The 14,430-nt window shown below is 57.2% G+C and carries 13 protein-coding genes and 1 tRNA gene; 7 read left to right on the top strand and 7 right to left on the bottom strand.

What is annotated here, in order from left to right:
- Positions 1-6 precede the first annotated feature (6 nt).
- From ACA075_RS24730 to ACA075_RS24720, 3 genes are read left to right on the top strand one after another with little or no spacing between them, the layout of a single operon-like run.
- Positions 7-717: a response regulator gene (locus tag ACA075_RS24730; protein ID WP_497295935.1), complete on the top strand. Its 711-nt coding sequence runs from the start codon at positions 7-9 to the stop codon at positions 715-717.
- Positions 714-2,054, top strand: coding sequence for an ATP-binding protein (locus ACA075_RS24725; protein WP_497295933.1), 1,341 nt, complete (start codon positions 714-716; stop codon positions 2,052-2,054). Before ACA075_RS24730 ends, ACA075_RS24725 begins: the two co-directional genes overlap by 4 nt.
- Positions 2,055-2,082: 28 nt before the next feature.
- On the top strand, positions 2,083-2,451 hold the full coding sequence (locus ACA075_RS24720) for a PH domain-containing protein (RefSeq protein WP_083375797.1): 369 nt from the start codon (positions 2,083-2,085) through the stop codon (positions 2,449-2,451).
- Positions 2,452-2,596: 145 nt separating this feature from the next.
- Here ACA075_RS24720 and ACA075_RS24715 read toward each other — a convergent pair whose 3' ends face one another.
- Genes ACA075_RS24715 through ACA075_RS24700 form a run of 4 tightly spaced genes read right to left on the bottom strand, consistent with a single transcriptional unit; the run spans position 2,597 to position 7,729 of the window.
- Positions 2,597-2,818 (bottom strand): formate dehydrogenase subunit delta, encoded by a 222-nt coding sequence (locus ACA075_RS24715; protein WP_497295931.1) that lies wholly within the window; start codon positions 2,816-2,818, stop codon positions 2,597-2,599.
- Positions 2,815-5,697 (bottom strand): formate dehydrogenase subunit alpha, encoded by a 2,883-nt coding sequence (fdhF, locus tag ACA075_RS24710; RefSeq protein ID WP_497295929.1) that lies wholly within the window; start codon positions 5,695-5,697, stop codon positions 2,815-2,817. Before fdhF ends, ACA075_RS24715 begins: the two co-directional genes overlap by 4 nt.
- Positions 5,694-7,256 (bottom strand): formate dehydrogenase beta subunit, encoded by a 1,563-nt coding sequence (locus ACA075_RS24705; RefSeq protein WP_497295927.1) that lies wholly within the window; start codon positions 7,254-7,256, stop codon positions 5,694-5,696. The genes fdhF and ACA075_RS24705 overlap by 4 nt, the downstream gene beginning before the upstream one ends.
- Complete coding sequence (locus ACA075_RS24700; protein WP_497295926.1) at positions 7,253-7,729, bottom strand: formate dehydrogenase subunit gamma; 477 nt, start codon at positions 7,727-7,729, stop codon at positions 7,253-7,255. Before ACA075_RS24700 ends, ACA075_RS24705 begins: the two co-directional genes overlap by 4 nt.
- 518 nt (positions 7,730-8,247) lie before the next feature.
- Here ACA075_RS24700 and ACA075_RS24695 point away from each other — a divergent pair.
- Together ACA075_RS24695 and ACA075_RS24690 are read left to right on the top strand one after the other, a co-directional pair.
- Positions 8,248-8,964, top strand: coding sequence for a hypothetical protein (locus tag ACA075_RS24695; RefSeq protein ID WP_497295924.1), 717 nt, complete (start codon positions 8,248-8,250; stop codon positions 8,962-8,964).
- Positions 8,961-10,859, top strand: a complete 1,899-nt coding sequence (locus ACA075_RS24690; RefSeq protein ID WP_497295922.1) for a caspase family protein — start codon at positions 8,961-8,963, stop codon at positions 10,857-10,859. The genes ACA075_RS24695 and ACA075_RS24690 overlap by 4 nt, the downstream gene beginning before the upstream one ends.
- A gap of 134 nt (positions 10,860-10,993) precedes the next feature.
- Here the strand turns inward: ACA075_RS24690 and ACA075_RS24685 are convergent, their stop codons facing one another.
- The 3 genes from ACA075_RS24685 to ACA075_RS24675 form a co-directional block, all read right to left on the bottom strand.
- The gene (locus tag ACA075_RS24685; RefSeq protein ID WP_497295921.1) at positions 10,994-11,551 is read right to left on the bottom strand and encodes a hypothetical protein; all 558 of its coding nucleotides are present in this window, start codon (positions 11,549-11,551) and stop codon (positions 10,994-10,996) included.
- A complete protein-coding gene (locus tag ACA075_RS24680; protein WP_497295919.1) occupies positions 11,552-11,881 on the bottom strand; it encodes a hypothetical protein in 330 nt (109 codons plus the stop codon).
- A 150-nt stretch (positions 11,882-12,031) separates the two neighbouring features.
- Positions 12,032-12,116, bottom strand: a tRNA-Leu gene (locus ACA075_RS24675).
- A gap of 107 nt (positions 12,117-12,223) precedes the next feature.
- On the opposite strand from ACA075_RS24675, the gene queA reads away from it, so the two are divergent.
- Together queA and tgt are read left to right on the top strand one after the other, a co-directional pair.
- Positions 12,224-13,273 carry a tRNA preQ1(34) S-adenosylmethionine ribosyltransferase-isomerase QueA gene (queA, locus tag ACA075_RS24670; RefSeq protein ID WP_461955570.1) on the top strand — a complete coding sequence of 350 codons (1,050 nt, stop codon included), beginning with the start codon at positions 12,224-12,226 and terminating at the stop codon, positions 13,271-13,273.
- A gap of 14 nt (positions 13,274-13,287) precedes the next feature.
- The gene (gene tgt, locus ACA075_RS24665) at positions 13,288-14,403 is read left to right on the top strand and encodes a tRNA guanosine(34) transglycosylase Tgt (protein WP_170219133.1); all 1,116 of its coding nucleotides are present in this window, start codon (positions 13,288-13,290) and stop codon (positions 14,401-14,403) included.
- The last annotated feature ends 27 nt before the right edge of the window (positions 14,404-14,430 follow it).

The raw sequence follows: 14,430 nt of genomic DNA, 5'->3' as shown, positions 1-14,430 counted from the left end.
CCTTCGGTGAACAGCCTTTTAATTGTCGACGACGACGTTGAAGTCCTCGATCTGCTGAAAAAATTCTTTGTGCAGCACGGCTACAGCGTCGAGGTCGCCACCGACGGCGCGTCGCTGTGGGCGGCCATCGAGCGACAGCCGCCGGACCTGATCATTCTTGACGTGATGTTGCCGGGGGACAGCGGATTGATCCTGTGTCAGCAACTGCGGATTCGCTACGCCATGCCGGTGATCATGCTGACCGCCATGGGCGAGCTCAGTGACCGGGTCGTCGGCCTCGAACTGGGCGCCGATGATTACCTGACCAAACCCTTCGACGCCCGCGAACTGCTGGCCCGGGTGCGCGCCGTGCTGCGGCGCGTGGACGAGCGCCGCCCGGTCGTGCAGGAGCGCCTACGGCCGCTGATCGACTTCGCCGACTGGCACCTCGACGTCACCCGCCGTGAACTGCGCTCACCGGACAACGTGATGATCCCGCTCTCGGCCGGCGAATTCGATTTGCTGCTGGTCTTCGTCGAACACCCCCAGCGCATCCTCACCCGCGAACAGTTGCTGGACCTGGCGCGCGGGCATTGCCATGACGCGTTTGATCGCAGCATCGATGTGCAAGTCAGCCGCCTGCGACGCAAACTCGAATCCGACACCAAACGCCCGGCGATGATTCGCACCGTGCGCAATGGCGGCTACCTGTTCACCCCCAGCGTGACCCGGCGATGAGCTGGTTGAAGCGGATTCGCCGGGACACGGTGGCGCGCTGGATCGCCTTGACCATCATTCTGGCGATGCTGATTTCATTGGCGCTCAACGGGTTGTTTATCCAGCTGGCGGGTGTGTGGGCGCGCCCTCCGCTAACCGAAACCGGGCTGCTGGATAAAATGGCCGCCATCACCCGCATCATCCAGGCCGCTCCGGCACCGCTGCGCAGCCAACTGGCGCACGCCGTCAGCGATGATGGCTTCACCGTCAGTTGGCACCTTGATCGACGTGAGCTCAATCTGCCAACGGTGGAGGACCTGGATTCCGAAATCGGCTCGACCATCCTGCATCCGTTGCTTAAGTTCGCCGGTCGTATTCAGGTCTATGAGCCGGCTGACTGGACGGAAAACTCGGCGGACGCGCATTACGCGCTGCTGATCGAGCTACCGGACGCCTCTTGGCTGATGTTCGCCGCACCCTCGCGTAATTGGGGCCTCGACGACACGCCACGCTACCTGATCGTCATCTTGCTGGTACTCATCTCAACCACCCTCGTCACACTGATCGCCACCCGCCGCCTCGCCACACCTTTGCAACACTTCACCGAAGGCGCACGGCGTTTTGGCGTGGACTTCCGCGCGCCACCCATCGAACCGTTAGGTCCCCAGGAAATCCGCCAGGCGATCCTCGCCTTCAATGCGATGCAGGCCCAGCTGCAACACTTCATCCGCGACCGCACGCAAATGCTCGCCGCCATTTCCCACGACCTGCGCGCGCCCCTGACGCGGATGCGCTTGCGCGGGGAATTCATCGAAGACAGCGAGCAACAGCAGCGGCTGTTTCGTGATGTGGATGAGATGCAGGCGATGATCAATTCGGCGCTGGAATTCTTCCGGGATGATGCGCGGCTTGAGCCGGCGACCCAGTTCGATCTGGCTGAACTGCTGCAAACCTTGCTGGATGATTATCGGGACCAGGGTGTTGAGATGGCCTTCAGCGGGCCGCTGCGGCTGGTGTATTTCGGGCGGCCGCTTGGTCTGAAGCGGGTGATGACCAATCTGCTGGATAACGCGATCAAGTACGGGAGTGAGCCGGTGATCGAGCTGTTTCCTGATGCTGGAGAAGTGCGGATCAAAGTACTGGATCGCGGGCCGGGGATTCCGGAGGCCAGCCTTGAACAAGTGTTTGTGCCGTTCTTTCGCATGGAAGGATCGCGAAACAAAAGCACCGGCGGTGTGGGGTTGGGATTATCGGCGGCGCGGGCGATAGTGTTGGAGCACGGCGGGGAACTGAAACTGCGTAATCGGTCGAAGGGCGGGCTGGAAGCGTTGGTGGTGTTGCCGGTGCATCCGGTTTAGAGGTTCATTTGAAAACAGGGCATGACAGATGATTGATTTCAACAACAAAGGCTTCTTCAAACTCAAGCAAAACGATGAATACGCTGAACGCGTCACCGCGCTGCTGCTGGACGGGGAGCAGGTCATCGACTCCTACAAATCCATGCGCGATGGGGTGGTGTTTACCAACAAGCGGATCATCGCGGTCAACGTCCAGGGCCTCACCGGCAGCAAGAAAGACTTCACCTCGTTGCCGTACAAAAACATCGTGGCGTACTCGGTGGAAACGTCCGGGACGTTTGACCTGGATTCCGAGTTGGAGATTTATTTTTCATCGTTGGGAAAGGTGAAGTTTGAATTCACCGGGAAGACATCGATGGTGGAAATTTCGAAACTGATTTCCAAGCATCTACTCTGAACACACACACACACACACATCCCATGTGGGAGCGAGCCTGCTCGCGATAGCGTCAGTTCAGTCAATATTGATGCTGAATGTACTGGCCTCATCGCGAGCAGGCTCGCTCCCACAGGTTTTTAGCTAGTCTCAAGTTCGTGTGAGCTTAGGCCTCCCAACCTGCGCCACTGACCGCCGCTTGCGCCAGTGGATGCAAGTCCGCCCCCTGATGCTCAGTCTGCCAGGCCAGCAATTCCTTGCGCATGCCCGGCGTCCAGTACATCTGCAGATGATTACGCACACCGAGCACGGCCACTTTCTGGTCCGGTTCGGTGGCGAAATACAGGGCGATCTGGTTGGCCATCTTGATCAGGTTCTCCGTACTCATCGGCGCACCTCCGCTTTAGCGCCACGGGCGTGCCGGCGTTCCTTGAGCAAACGGTCCTGTTCATCACTGAAGGCCTGATAGCGTTTTTGCCACTCGGAAGGGTGGTAGACGCGGCTGACTTCCACGGCCGTGACCTTGTACTCCGGACAGTTGGTGGCCCAGTCGGAGTTGTCGGTGGTGATGACGTTGGCCCCTGATTCCGGGAAGTGGAACGTCGTGTACACCACGCCCGGCGCGACCCGCTCGGTGACCCGCGCACGCAATACGGTCTGGCCGGCGCGGCTGCCGATGCCGACCCAGTCGCCTTCGTTGATGCCACGGCTCTCGGCGTCGGTCGGGTGGATTTCCAGGCGATCTTCATCGTGCCAGGCGACGTTTTCGGTTCGCCGTGTCTGAGCGCCGACGTTGTACTGACTGAGGATGCGCCCGGTGGTCAGCAGCAGCGGATAACGATTGTTGACCTTCTCCTCGGTGGGCACGTACCCGGTGAGCATGAAGCGCCCTTTGCCGCGCACGAATTCCTCGATGTGCATGGTCGGCGTGCCGTCCGGTGCCGCAGCGTTGCACGGCCATTGCAGGCTGCCGTGGCTGTCCAGTGCGGCGTAGCTGACGTTGGTGAAGGTCGGCGTCAGGCTCGCGATTTCGTCCATGATTTGCGACGGGTGCGTGTAGTTCATCGGGTAGCCCAACGCATTGGCCAGGGCCACCGTGCCTTCCCAGTCAGCCTTGCCGCCCAGGGGCTCCATGACCTTGCGCACTCGCGAGATGCGCCGCTCGGCGTTGGTGAAGGTGCCGTCTTTTTCCAGGAACGAACTGCCCGGCAAGAACACATGGGCGAACCGGGCGGTTTCGTTGAGGAAAATGTCCTGCACCACCACGCATTCCATGGCCGACAGCGCCGCAGTGACGTGTTGGGTGTTGGGGTCGCTCTGGGCGATGTCTTCGCCCTGGCAATACAAACCCTTGAAACTGCCGGCCAGGGCCGACTCGAACATATTCGGGATACGCAGGCCCGGGTCGGGTTGCAAGGTGACATTCCAGGCCTGTTCGAACTGCGCCCGTACCACTTCGTTGGAGATGTGCCGGTAGCCGGGCAATTCGTGGGGGAAGGAACCCATGTCGCAGGAGCCCTGAACGTTGTTCTGTCCACGCAGGGGATTCACGCCCACGCCTTCGCGGCCGATGTTGCCGGTGGCCATGGCGAGGTTGGCGATGCCCATGACCGCGGTGCTGCCCTGACTGTGTTCGGTGATGCCCAGGCCGTAGTAGATCGCCGCATTGCCGGCGCCCGCGTACAGACGGGCGGCGGCACGGATGTCGGCAGCGTCTACGCCGCAAATGTCGCCGAGCACTTCCGGCGAGTGTTCCGCGCGGCTGACGAACTCGCTCCAGCGGGCGAAATCGCTGCCCTCGCAACGGGCATCGATAAAGGCCTGGTCGAGCAGGCCTTCGGTGACGATGACGTGGGCCAACGCATTGAGCATGGCAACGTTGGTGCCCGGGCGCAGGGCCAGGTGCAGTTCGGCGCGGGCATGCACCGAGTCCACCAAATCAATGCGCCGTGGGTCGATGACGATCAGCTTCGCGCCTTCGCGCAGGCGGCGTTTGAGCTGGGAAGCGAACACCGGGTGGGCGTCGCTGGGGTTGGCGCCCATCACCAGAATCACATCGGCCTGCATCACCGAGTCGAAACTCTGGGTGCCGGCGGACTCGCCCAGGGTTTGTTTCAGGCCATAACCGGTCGGCGAGTGGCAAACCCGTGCACAGGTGTCGACGTTGTTGTTGCCGAACGCGGCGCGCACCAGTTTTTGTACGAGGTAGGTTTCTTCGTTGGTGCAGCGGCTGGAGGTGATGCCACCAATTGAATCGCGACCGTATTTTTGCTGCAAACGGCGGAATTCGCTGGCGGCGTAAGTCACCGCTTCATCCCAGCTGACTTCCTGCCAAGGGTCGTTGATGTGTTTGCGGATCATCGGCTTGGTGATGCGATCCGGGTGAGTCGCATAACCCCAGGCAAAGCGCCCTTTGACGCACGAGTGGCCGTGGTTGGCCTGGCCATTCTTGTCTGGAACCATGCGCACCAGTTTGTCGCCTTTCATCTCGGCACGGAACGAGCAGCCCACGCCGCAATAGGCGCAAGTAGTGATCACGCTGCGCTCCGGTTGACCCAGTTCGACCACGCTTTTTTCCATCAGCGTCGCGGTGGGACAAGCTTGCACACAGGCGCCGCAGGACACGCATTCCGACTCGAGGAAGTTATCACCGCCAGCAGCGGCCACACGGGATTCAAAACCGCGCCCGGTAATGGTCAGCGCAAACGTGCCCTGAGTTTCTTCGCAGGCGCGCACGCAGCGGTTGCAGACGATGCACTTGCTCGGGTCGTAGTCGAAATACGGGTTGGAGGTGTCCTTCACGTCAGCCAGATGGTTCTCGCCTTCATAGCCGTAACGCACTTCACGCAGGCCGACTTGGCCGGCGACGGTTTGCAGCTCGCAGTTGCCGTTGGCCGAGCAGGTCAGGCAGTCCAGCGGGTGATCGGAGATGTACAACTCCATGACGTTGCGGCGCAGGGTCGCGAGCTTCGGCGTCTGCGTGTGCACGGTCATGCCTTCAGTGACCGGCGTGGTGCAGGACGCCGGGTAACCGCGCATGCCATCGATCTCCACCAGGCACATGCGGCAGGAGCCGAAGGCTTCCAGGCTGTCGGTGGCGCACAGTTTTGGAATGGTGGTGCCCAACAGCGCGGCGGCGCGCATTACCGAAGTGCCTTCGGGCACGCTGATGCTGCGGCCGTCGATATTAAGCGTGACCTGCACGTCGCTGTCGCGGGCCGGCGTTCCAAGATCGATATCGGTTTTCGGGTCGAAGAGGGTGATCATTGGTCGGCCTCCGAGGCTTGCAGACCGAAGTCGGCGGGGAAGTGCTTGAGGGCGCTGACCACCGGAAAGGGGGCCATGCCGCCCAAGGCGCACAGCGAACCGTATTGCATCGTGTCGCACAGGTCCTTGAGGATGATGGCCTGCTCATCGCGACCGCTCTGGTCCGGCGCGGCCAACAGGCGGTCAATCACCTCAACGCCCCTGGTCGAGCCGATACGGCAGGGCGTGCATTTGCCGCAGGATTCCTCGGCGCAGAATTGCAGGGCGAAACGCGCCATGTGCGCCATGTCCAGGCTGTCGTCCGCGACCACCACACCACCGTGACCCAGCATCGCGCCGATGCCGGCGAAGGCCTCGTAATCCAGCGGCGTGTCGAATTGCGACGGCGGCACCCACGCGCCGAGCGGGCCGCCGACCTGAGCGGCTTTCAGCGGCCGGCCACTGGCGGTACCGCCGCCGTAGTCTTCCACCAGTTCGCGCAGAGTCAGGCCAAAGGCCCGTTCTACCAGACCGCCGTGACGAATATTGCCCGCCAGTTGGAAAGGCATCGTGCCCAGGGAACGGCCCATGCCGTAATCGCGATAGAACTGCGCGCCCTTGGCCAGAATCAGCGGCACCGAGGCCAGGGTCAGCACGTTGTGCACTAGCGTTGGCAGACCGAATAAACCCTTCAAGGCCGGGATCGGCGGCTTGGCGCGAACGATGCCGCGTTTGCCTTCGAGGGAGTCCAGCAACGCGGTTTCCTCACCGCAGATGTAAGCGCCGGCACCCACTCGCACTTCCATATCGAACGCCTGGCCGCTGCCGCCGACATTGGCGCCGAGGTAACCGGCGGCCCGAGCCAGGTTCAGCGCCTGTCGCAGTGTGGCCACGGCGTCTGGATATTCCGAGCGCACATAGATGTAGCCGTAAGTGGCACCGACGGTAATGCCGGCGATGGCCATGCCTTCGATCAGCAGGAAAGGATCGCCTTCCATCAACATGCGGTCGGCGAAAGTGCCGGAGTCGCCTTCGTCGGCGTTGCACACAATGTACTTTTGCACAGCCTCGGTAGCGCGCACCGTGCGCCATTTGATCCCGGCCGGGAAGGCCGCGCCGCCACGGCCACGCAGGCCTGAATCGAATACTTCCGTCGCCGTCTGCTCGCCACCCACTGCGACGGCCCGGGTCAAACCCTCGAAACCGCCATGGGCCCGATAATCATCCAGCGACAGCGGCCGGGTAATACCGGCGCGGGCGAACAGCAGGCGTTGTTGAGTCTTCAGATAAGGCAACTCTTCCACCAGCCCCAAGGCCAGTGGATGCGCGGACGGCTCGCCTTGCAGCGCTTCGAGCACGGACGGCACATCGGCAGCGGTCAGCGGGCCGAAGCCGATCCGGCCTTGCGGGCTATCCACTTCCAGCAACGGTTCCAACCAATACAGGCCGCGCGAACTGGTGCGCTGCAGCTCCAGCGGCAAATTGCGTTCCCGGGCTTGAGTGATCAGGGCCACCGCCACCTCATCGGCACCCACGGCACGGGCCAGCGAATCACTGGGCAAATAGAGCGACGGCATCATGCGTCCTCCCGGCAAGCGTCGAGCAACGCATCCAGCCGTTCAGCACTCAGCCGCGCATGCACCCGACCATCCAGCTCCAGAGCGGGCGAGCAGGCACAGGCGCCGAGGCAATACACCGGCCGCAAACTGATGCTGCCATCGGCGCTGCTGCCGTGATCGTCCAGTTGCAGACGTTCGCGCAACTGCGCCGCAAGCTGCTCGGCACCACGACTCTTGCACGACTCAGCCCGGCACAGCCGCAGGATATGCCGGGCCGGCGGCGCGGTACGGAAGTCATGGTAAAAGCTGATCACCCCACGAATCTCGGCCTGACTCTGGTTGAGGGCGTGGGCAATCTCGGGGACAGCCGCATCTGGGATGTAACCGATGCGTTCCTGAATATCATGAAGGATGGGCAACAGCGCACCCGGGGAGCCCTTATGGCGCTCCAGCAGGCTGTTAACCATCGGCAGGTGCAACATCTCATCAGGCATTCAGCAATCCTCACGGTCACGGACAAACCAGATGGTTGTCGGTCGTCCGAAAGTGTCGGCTGCGGCACTCACACCACGTCACGGTATCGTGGCAATTTCAGGCCGTTGGCCAGGGCACCCTTGGCGGGCATCTTGTTGTGCCCGGCACGGTCTTCGCCGCACCTCTACTGGGCATAAAGGGCAGCTTGCCACGCCGCTATTGATCGAACTGCACCAAAGCGACGTGTTCGGTTCTGCCTACGACTATCCATTAAGTCTAGATGAGTGCCGCGCGGGGCGTTCACTCGCTGGCCTAATGCCCGGAGGGCTTGTCGATGGGGGATGTATAGCAAGCATTACAGGGAAGAAACAGCATCAGATCCGTGGGCAATTCAGGGAGCAGATGCGTTGATTTACTGCGCTGTATACCGAAAGCCCCTTCAGTCCAGGCCAAATTATCAAATGAGCTACCCTTAGGTTATCTGCAAAAAAGTAATTCACGCGACCGTAATAATTTAGCCAGCGCATATGGGGTAGGTATGAGCCGAAATGATTCTCCGGTGAGCCGTAACCAATCAAATATCGATGAGCACTACGTTGAAGAAGGTCCTGAGATCCTGGGAAAGGCTACTGTGCAACGCCTATCATTCTTTGAAGATCAGGCTGGCATGGAGACATTCAGTGTTGCCCTTGCTGAGCTAATCAGGGCTAATCAAAAAAGCCACGTCGAACGCTTCCTTCCTTCCCGTAATTTACAACGGCTTCGACACGGAAGAAGCTGGAAACATCCGGGACTTCCTCATTCAATTAATGGCGGTGTTCATACACACTCTTCGGTAACGACCGTCTTATATGAAGATCTCGTAAATAATGATTTAACCGCTATAGAACGGTTTCTAAGTAATCTTGAAGATGATATAGGAAAGCAATTTGCTCAGACGTTCTATTCCACGCTTAGTGCTGCTTGTGAGAAAACAGGGAATGTTGTAGACGCCAAAGCAGAAGGCTCTTTAATAGAGTCGTTTGCTAAAATGCTGGAACTGATAGAGTTTTCTTCCGATAAGCAGGGGAATGTACAACTGCCTGAAATACATATGGGGCATGAACAATGGCAGAAGTTTTTTCTGGCTATGAATGATGCACCAGTTGATTATCATAAGAAAATTGAAGGCATAAAAGATCGCAAGACGGCTGAGGCATTGGAAAGAGAAGCTGCGCGAAAAGCTAAGTTCTTTAAATATGGGGGTGAGCAGTGAGGGTTCTGATCGCCATAGGTTGTAATGCATATGATCATGCTTCGGTGCTCAATACTGCCGAAAAGGATGCTCAGCGTATTTTTGATGCCCTATTAAAGCCAGAAGTGGGTGAGTACGATGCTGTGGCTTCGAAGCTTTTATTATCACCTACGTTAGAGGAGGTGCGACAAGCTTTGCGAGTTGTTCTGTTTTCTGCGCGAAATATTGAATCATTCACTTTCTTTTTTGCGGGGCATGGTGGGGTAAGTGCTGGAAGTTTCTATATGTGGGTCCGCGACAGTACACCTTCTGCGCAATCTATGTCCGCTTTGTCATTAGGTGATCTATTCAGAAGTCTTAATGAGGCTGCACCACTACAGAGTAATGTAATTATTGATGTATGCGAAAGTGGTGGATTGGTTTCAGATCTAGGTATTTTGTTAAAGCCTGAGCTTCTTGGGGACTCTGGCTCTCCAGCGTTAACTTTGGTAGCCACTTCTGCTCAAAATCAGTCCGCAATGGAAGATCAAAATGGTGGATATGGCACTAATGCAATTTTGGATTGTATAGAAGGTCGTGACTTTGTGAATGATAGTGAAAGCATACTAAATCTAGTTGATATTGGGAGGAGGGTTTCCGAGCGATTGAGCGATAGAGGGCAAAACCCTATCGTTTGGGGCTTGAATTTATATGGCGCCCCAAGGTTTTGCCGCAATCCACGATATGCTAGCGATCCAAGCGCACCACTGCGAAATTTAGTGCAAAGCTGGCCCGCAGAAAGCGACAGCTCAATCAAGATAAACTACGATTTGCTTTGGGCGGCATATAGTTCCGCCGGCGGCGCGTGGGATGTCACGAGTTTTATGCAGGTGATGCGGAAAGTTCTTGATCCGGCCGTCATTGATACCATTGCCCTAAGCAGTCATGCTGAACGGTTAAATACAACTTTTCGTCTTAAGTCGAAAGAATCTCAGGATCCATTTAGAGGGCCGCAGATAGCAGCTTGTATTGCGACTTGCTTGCTCCCGGCAGTGGGCTTAAATTCTATGGCTTTGTCCGTTGAACGAATACTGCATCAATGTGCTACCGATTTATTAGAAGCTAACGACGTGCTTATAAAGTCCTTGCAGGATTATAAGTACGCACTTCTAGCCGCTGGTGGGGAAGGTTTGTCTGAGTTGTACTATCTACCAATACGTATATCTAAGGTTCTTGGTTGGTCTGCTATTTGCGGTCTTATATCTCTTGGTGGAGACCAGAAAAATAAAGCTGCTGAGCAGTTTGCAATCTTACTAAAAATTATTCTTGTGTCCTATAGTGGTTGTTTGGTTGCGCTATCCGACTCTCAAGCGCCGTTTTTTTGTGTTGTCCTATCCTATGCGATTTCGCTAGGTCTTAAAGATGAAGCGGAACAATTAGTTGGTCATCTGTTTTGCTCTTTTATTGGTTGTAAAGGTCAGCTGGCTTGCTCGGATCTACCCCCTGAGAAGGCTTTGGCATATCTGGTGGCCCGGAATTCTCAAGATTTTACTGATAATTATGAACTCATTGAGCAGCCAGCGCAGACGCTAACAGTTTTATTAAAAGCTGCGAAAGCTCTAGACTTGGAAGAGGTTTTAGATGAAAGTCTGTGGGAGTTGGATGGTCTCTCATTCTCTGCATATGTTTCTTCTGACTATTTTAAGTTTGGTCTGCAAGTTATGGAAGATGGAGATAACTTGATTTGGTCAATCGGTAGTGATGTATTTAGAACGGATGACCTTATTTCGAATTGGCCCCCTTGCCCTTGCCCTCGCCCTTTCAATGCTTTTGTTGCAGCCATTTCTATAATGTCTTCATTTGTGCAGCCTGATAGGGTTCCATGGTTTTGTCTAGATGCCGAGTTTATGGTAAAGGCGTCATCAGAGTTCGGGTGAAACAGGTGTACACCTATTTCAGGACTAGACGCACTGTCGACATCAAAAAAGACTTTCTCATGGTAAAGCACATGATGGAAGAGTCTTGATGGGCGCAACGTGGGCGCTGAAGTTGTGTATCACGGCAAAGAATTCTAGCTGCTTTCAGAAAATCCACGAAGCTTCGCAAACACGCTAAACCCAACATACTCGGAAGGGTGTTTGTACAAACTTCGGTAGTAGCAATCCCAATAACTGATCATGCGTGCCTGCGTCGTTTGAAAGTACGTCTGATTGTCCCGAATGAAGCGACCGTAAAGCGCCGGATCAAAGGTCGGCAGATGCGCTTCAACAGTTTGAAGAATCTGGATGACGTATTCGCCCATCAGCTGGATCACGAACGGGACAATCCACGGTTCATACACTGAGAGAATCCGTTCCAGGTGCCGCTGTCGCACTTGACCATCGTGGTGCCGGGTCAGAAGGCACGAGTACAAAATGCTCTGGGTTTCAGTCAGGTGGGCAAAGGCGCCCTCATGATCCTGGTGATAAATCCGGTAGGGAATTGCCAATTCCTCTCCACCGACCCTGACTTCTATGAATCGATGCATTGCCATGCGCGCTTGGCGGAGCTGACCCAAAACCTGGTCGAGAGCTTTTGCCTCTTGTTCAAGAAAAGACGGGAACGCTTGGTGCCCGCGCGGTATCGTCATTTACTGAATGTCTTTCAAATACTTCTGAAGCGCGATTACCGGCGCTTCAAGCTGCTCCATCGTCCGTGCATTGCTGAAATCAGCTAACAACCGATGCAGTTCACGCCCTAGCGGTTTATCAGCGCCGCCTAAAGCTTCCCGAGCCAAATTCAGGCATTCACCAACCTTCGTCTGAATCCCCTCAACATCCCCCCTACGCACCAGCAGCCCAAAAACCTCCCGCTCATAATCGCTCATCATCAAATCATCCCTAAGAATCGGACTCGAATCCTCCGTCTCATAAGCAAGCTTGAGGCAGAACAAAGCAACAGTTTCCAGCAGCAGTTCCATGGGAGTGAATCCTTGAGAATTGTCGTACCAACCGAGAACGAGAAGATCAAAAGCATCGCCAGCAAGCCGGCTCCTACAGGTCGGCGGGGCGTCAGCCACTTTATCGCAGGCGAAAAAAAAGGCCTTGCAAAGCAAGACCTTTCTTAATTTTGGTGCCCCGAGGGAGACTCGAACTCCCACTTCTTGCGAAAACGGATTTTGAATCCGCCGCGTCTACCAATTCCGCCATCAGGGCTCAATGGCGGCGAAGTATAGAGATGAGATTACCGTCGGTCAATCAGGTACATAGAGAATTTTCACTATTTCGGCTAGACTTCCGGCCCCTGCTAGACGAACCCCATCATGCGCGTTGCTGACTTTACTTTCGAACTCCCTGATTCGCTGATTGCTCGCCACCCTTTGGCCGAGCGTCGCAACAGTCGCCTGTTGACCCTTGATGGGGTCAGCGGCGCCCTGGCGCACCGTCAATTCACTGATTTGCTCGAGCATTTGCGCCCAGGCGATTTGATGGTGTTCAACAATACCCGGGTGATTCCGGCGCGGCTGTTTGGCCAGAAGGCTTCCGGCGGCAAGCTGGAAATTCTGGTGGAGCGGGTGCTCGACAGTCACCGCGTGCTGGCCCATGTGCGCTCCAGCAAGTCGCCGAAACCGGGGTCGAAGATCCTGATCGATGGCGGTGGCGAGGCCGAGATGCTGGCGCGTCACGATGCGTTGTTCGAGCTGGGGTTTGCCGAAGAGGTGCTGCCGCTGCTCGATCGCGTCGGGCACATGCCTCTGCCTCCTTATATAGACCGCCCGGATGAAGGCTCGGACCGCGAGCGTTATCAGACGGTGTACGCCGAGCGCCTGGGCGCGGTGGCGGCGCCGACGGCGGGGCTGCATTTCGATCAGCCGCTGATGGAGGCGATTGCCGCCAAGGGCGTCGAGACGGCGTTCGTGACCTTGCACGTGGGGGCGGGTACGTTCCAGCCGGTGCGGGTCGAGAAGATCGAAGATCACCACATGCACAGTGAGTGGCTGGAAGTCGGCCAGGACGTGGTTGATGCCGTCGCCGCTTGCCGGGCTCGCGGTGGTCGGGTGATTGCCGTGGGGACCACCAGCGTGCGTTCCCTGGAAAGCGCCGCGCGCGATGGCGTGCTCAAGCCGTTCAGTGGCGACACGGACATCTTTATCTACCCGGGCCGGCCGTTTCATGTGGTCGATGCCTTGGTCACCAACTTTCATTTGCCTGAATCCACGCTGTTGATGCTGGTTTCGGCGTTCGCCGGTTATCCCGAAGCCATGGCCGCTTATAAAGCCGCCGTCGAGCATCAATACCGCTTTTTCAGCTACGGTGATGCGATGTTTATCACCCGTAACCCCGCACCACGTGGCCCTGAGGACAAAGAATGAGTCGCCAAAGTCGTATGTCGTTTGAGTTGCTTGCTACTGACGGCAAGGCTCGTCGCGGTCGTTTGACCTTCCCGCGCGGTACCGTCGAGACCCCGGCTTTCATGCCGGTGGGCACGTATGGCACCGTGAAGGGCATGCTGCCGCGGGATATCACCGCGACTGGCGCGGAAATCATTCTGGGCAACACCTTTCACTTGTGGCTGCGTCCTGGCACCGAAGTGATCAAGAAGCACGGCGACCTGCACGATTTCATGCAGTGGAAAGGCCCGATTCTGACCGACTCCGGCGGTTTTCAGGTGTTCAGCCTCGGCGCGATGCGCAAGATCAAGGAGGAGGGCGTGACCTTCGCTTCTCCGGTCGACGGCGCCAAAGTCTTCATGGGCCCGGAAGAGTCGATGCAGGTTCAGCGTGACCTGGGCTCCGACATCGTGATGATTTTCGACGAATGCACGCCGTACCCGGCCGACGAAGACGTCGCGCGGATTTCCATGGAGCTGTCGTTGCGTTGGGCCAAGCGTTCGAAAGAAGCCCATGGCGACAACACGGCGGCGTTGTTCGGCATCGTTCAGGGCGGCATGCACCAGGATTTGCGCATGCGCTCCCTGGAAGGCCTCGACCAGATCGGCTTTGATGGACTGGCCATCGGCGGCCTGTCGGTGGGCGAGCCGAAGCACGAAATGATCAAGGTGCTGGATTACCTGCCAGGCCAGATGCCGGCTGACAAACCTCGTTACCTTATGGGCGTTGGCAAACCGGAAGATCTGGTTGAGGGTGTGCGCCGCGGTGTGGACATGTTCGATTGCGTGATGCCAACCCGTAATGCCCGCAATGGGCATCTGTTCATTGATACCGGCGTGCTGAAGATCCGAAACGCGTTCCATCGCCATGATGATTCGCCGCTCGATCCGACCTGCGATTGCTATACCTGCCAGAACTTCTCCCGCGCTTATCTGCATCACCTGGACAAGTGCGGCGAAATGCTGGGGAGCATGCTCAATACCATCCATAACTTGCGTCATTATCAAGTGCTTATGGCTGGTTTGCGCGAGGCTATTCAACAGGGTACATTGGCCGCCTTTGTCGATGCCTTCTACGCCAAACGCGGGTTACCTGTTCCGCCTTTGGACTGAGTTTTCTGACCCCAAGATTCAACATTT

The organism is Pseudomonas sp. LBUM1663 (genome assembly GCF_059695905.1).
This window is presented reverse-complemented; position numbering and strand designations above follow the sequence as displayed.

Excerpts from the sequence above, each read along its gene's own strand:
- ACA075_RS24725 (WP_497295933.1), top strand. The coding sequence starts at position 714 with ATGAGCTGGTTGAAGCGGATTCGCCGGGACACGGTGGCGCGCTGGATC.
- ACA075_RS24720 (WP_083375797.1), top strand. The coding sequence starts at position 2,083 with ATGATTGATTTCAACAACAAAGGCTTCTTCAAACTCAAGCAAAACGAT.
- ACA075_RS24715 (WP_497295931.1), bottom strand. The coding sequence starts at position 2,818 with ATGAGTACGGAGAACCTGATCAAGATGGCCAACCAGATCGCCCTGTAT.
- fdhF (WP_497295929.1), bottom strand. The coding sequence starts at position 5,697 with ATGATCACCCTCTTCGACCCGAAAACCGATATCGATCTTGGAACGCCG.
- ACA075_RS24705 (WP_497295927.1), bottom strand. The coding sequence starts at position 7,256 with ATGATGCCGTCGCTCTATTTGCCCAGTGATTCGCTGGCCCGTGCCGTG.
- ACA075_RS24700 (WP_497295926.1), bottom strand. The coding sequence starts at position 7,729 with ATGCCTGATGAGATGTTGCACCTGCCGATGGTTAACAGCCTGCTGGAG.
- ACA075_RS24695 (WP_497295924.1), top strand. The coding sequence starts at position 8,248 with ATGAGCCGAAATGATTCTCCGGTGAGCCGTAACCAATCAAATATCGAT.
- ACA075_RS24685 (WP_497295921.1), bottom strand. The coding sequence starts at position 11,551 with ATGACGATACCGCGCGGGCACCAAGCGTTCCCGTCTTTTCTTGAACAA.
- ACA075_RS24680 (WP_497295919.1), bottom strand. The coding sequence starts at position 11,881 with ATGGAACTGCTGCTGGAAACTGTTGCTTTGTTCTGCCTCAAGCTTGCT.
- queA (WP_461955570.1), top strand. The coding sequence starts at position 12,224 with ATGCGCGTTGCTGACTTTACTTTCGAACTCCCTGATTCGCTGATTGCT.
- tgt (WP_170219133.1), top strand. The coding sequence starts at position 13,288 with ATGTCGTTTGAGTTGCTTGCTACTGACGGCAAGGCTCGTCGCGGTCGT.